This window comes from Pseudomonas sp. 05N433 (genome assembly GCF_056396925.1).
Genome location: NZ_JBFTML010000121.1, coordinates 1 through 2,184, shown reverse-complemented (window position 1 = coordinate 2,184; position 2,184 = coordinate 1). Strand labels below are relative to the sequence as shown.

Sequence of the window (2,184 nt, the reverse complement as noted above, 5' to 3'; positions counted from 1 at the left end):
GTCCACGCCATTGAGCAGTGCGCCAGTGCTGTCGACGAAGCTGATATTGGTAATGGTTGCTCCGGGGTCAGCGGTGACGCTGAACGCATTGCTGCCGGTATTGCCTGCGGCACCGGTATAGCCACTCAAGGCCGCACCCGTGGCGGTACCTGCCCCCAGTGCGGTCAAACGGGTAGAGAAAGTCGAGGGCAGGGACGCCAACGGAATGTCGTTGTCGTCAGCGTCTCCCGCGGGGCTTGGCGTGGCGGTGAGGTTCTGTAGCCCGGCCGTTTCGTCCAGCGTAACGCTCGCGCCGGAGGCCACGACACTCAGCGCGTTGGTCGTAATCGACGTTGTCAGCGATGGGTCGAGGGTCGAAGTGTATAGGGAAGTCGGATCGCCCGGCAGCGATGAATTTTGCTCGACAATAGTCATAACTTGTTCCTGGGGTAGTTGCGGTCATCGAGGCCTGACCGTTGACCATTGGTCGCAACTATGGAGAAGCACTGGGGATTGCACATCAGCCGAAACTCCCACGCGGGCTGGGAGTTTCAGACTAGTCGTCCTCGTCGCAGGCCTGGCCGCAGGGGGCCAGTGTTCAAGGCTTGTGGTGCTAGAGCGCTCACAACGAATGCGATCCGTGCGGATCTGATATTGGCACTGCAAAAAAATGCGAGGGTGGTTTCCACCACCCTCGCATCCTTTCACGCACGCGCTGCCTCAGGCGCTGCCATGGACAATGTCGGTATTCAGAACATCAACCCCGACCAAGGTGATGGTCGTGACTTGTCCGCCCGTTTCGGCAACCGTCACGACGCTGTTGGCGCCGCTGTTGTCGATCGACTGGACAACGGCGTTCTGGTCGCCGTTGAGCACCAGCGTGTCGCGCAGCCCTGCGCTCGCATCGAAGCCGGTGATCTGGTACTTGTTTTGAGGAAGTGACAAGTCGATGTTGAAGGCATCCCGCTCACCACTCGTGCCCACCAGCGTGAAGTCGAAGGTGGTGCCCAGGTCGTTGGCGAACAGGTTGGCGTCGAACGTGCTCGTCGCCGAGTCCCCATCCTTGTCTGTCAGCGTCGCGTTGAACGCCAGCTTGACATCGCTGGCCAGGCTCTCGGTCTCATGAGTGAACTCGATCGTCGGGATCTTGATCTCGCCTCGGCCCATCGTGAGCTGAACAGCGTCGATCAACTTCGTGCCCTGCTGCTGAATGAGGAAGGACACCTGTCCACCGGCCTCCGGTGTCACGGTGTTCACCTCGATCAGGTTCGAGAACGTGCCATCCTCGTAGAAGGCCCTGTAGTACAGGTCCTCGGTCGCCGTGTCGTAACCCCCCACGGAGTTGTCGATGAAGACCTTCATGCTCGTCAGCAGGCTTTCCGGGTTGATCACGAAGCTTTCATCGGCATTGCTGATGGCCGCCAGGTTGTCTCCCTGGAACAGGTTATTGGCGATGCCGATGCCGGACGTGCTGACGTTCATGGCCCTCGGGTCGATGTACGACGGCAGGGGGTTGGTCTGTAGCTGGGCTTCGGTGGGGTCGGGGGCTCCAAGCCCGATACCGGTCAGGATGTCCGCAGTCGACGCCGTTGCTTTCGCGGAAAAGAACACAATCTCCTCAGATGGCGAAGGAATCGTCGGCGGATTCTGCGGTGGGATCAGCAAGGTGCGCACCGGATCCGGGCCGCCGGCACTGAGCGAACCGTCGGCGCTGCTGAGCACGATCTCGGAACTGAAGCCTTGCACCAGGTCCAGTGCATAGGTGCCATTGGCAAAGGCGGTCAGCGTGTAGTCAACGCTGGTATTCGCGGTGGCGGCGTTGTTGTCGAAATCACCGGTCAACGTCCCTGCGAAGTGGAACGCGCCATTGACATCCGGCGAAGGCGATTGCTCGGTGAGCGTGCCGGTCCCGGTGGTGGTCGTGTTGTCTGGCCTGACGAGAGTGAATTGGTTATTCACCAACGAAATATCCAGACCGGTTGCCCCCAGTCCGTCGGCTCCGGTTGAATGATCCCAGTATCCCTGTTGTGGAAGGATGCTACCGGTGCCGATCAGGTTGCCAAAGGCAAGTGTAGGGCCGTCGTCCTGGAACACCAGGTTCTGGCCGATGTTGAGCGTGGCATGGGCGCTGTCGCCGTCTCCATCGGTTTTGGTCGCCGTCAGGGTTACCAGATTGTCCGAGGACGTCCGAGGACAGACTCGTCG

2 pseudogenes are annotated in these 2,184 nt (G+C 60.3%); both read right to left on the bottom strand.

Annotated features, from left to right (window positions below):
- A pseudogene (locus AC1DIS_RS29925) lies at positions 1-414 on the bottom strand (hypothetical protein); the annotation flags it as partial.
- Positions 415-699: 285 nt separating this feature from the next.
- A pseudogene (locus AC1DIS_RS29920) lies at positions 700-2,184 on the bottom strand (DUF5801 repeats-in-toxin domain-containing protein); the annotation flags it as partial.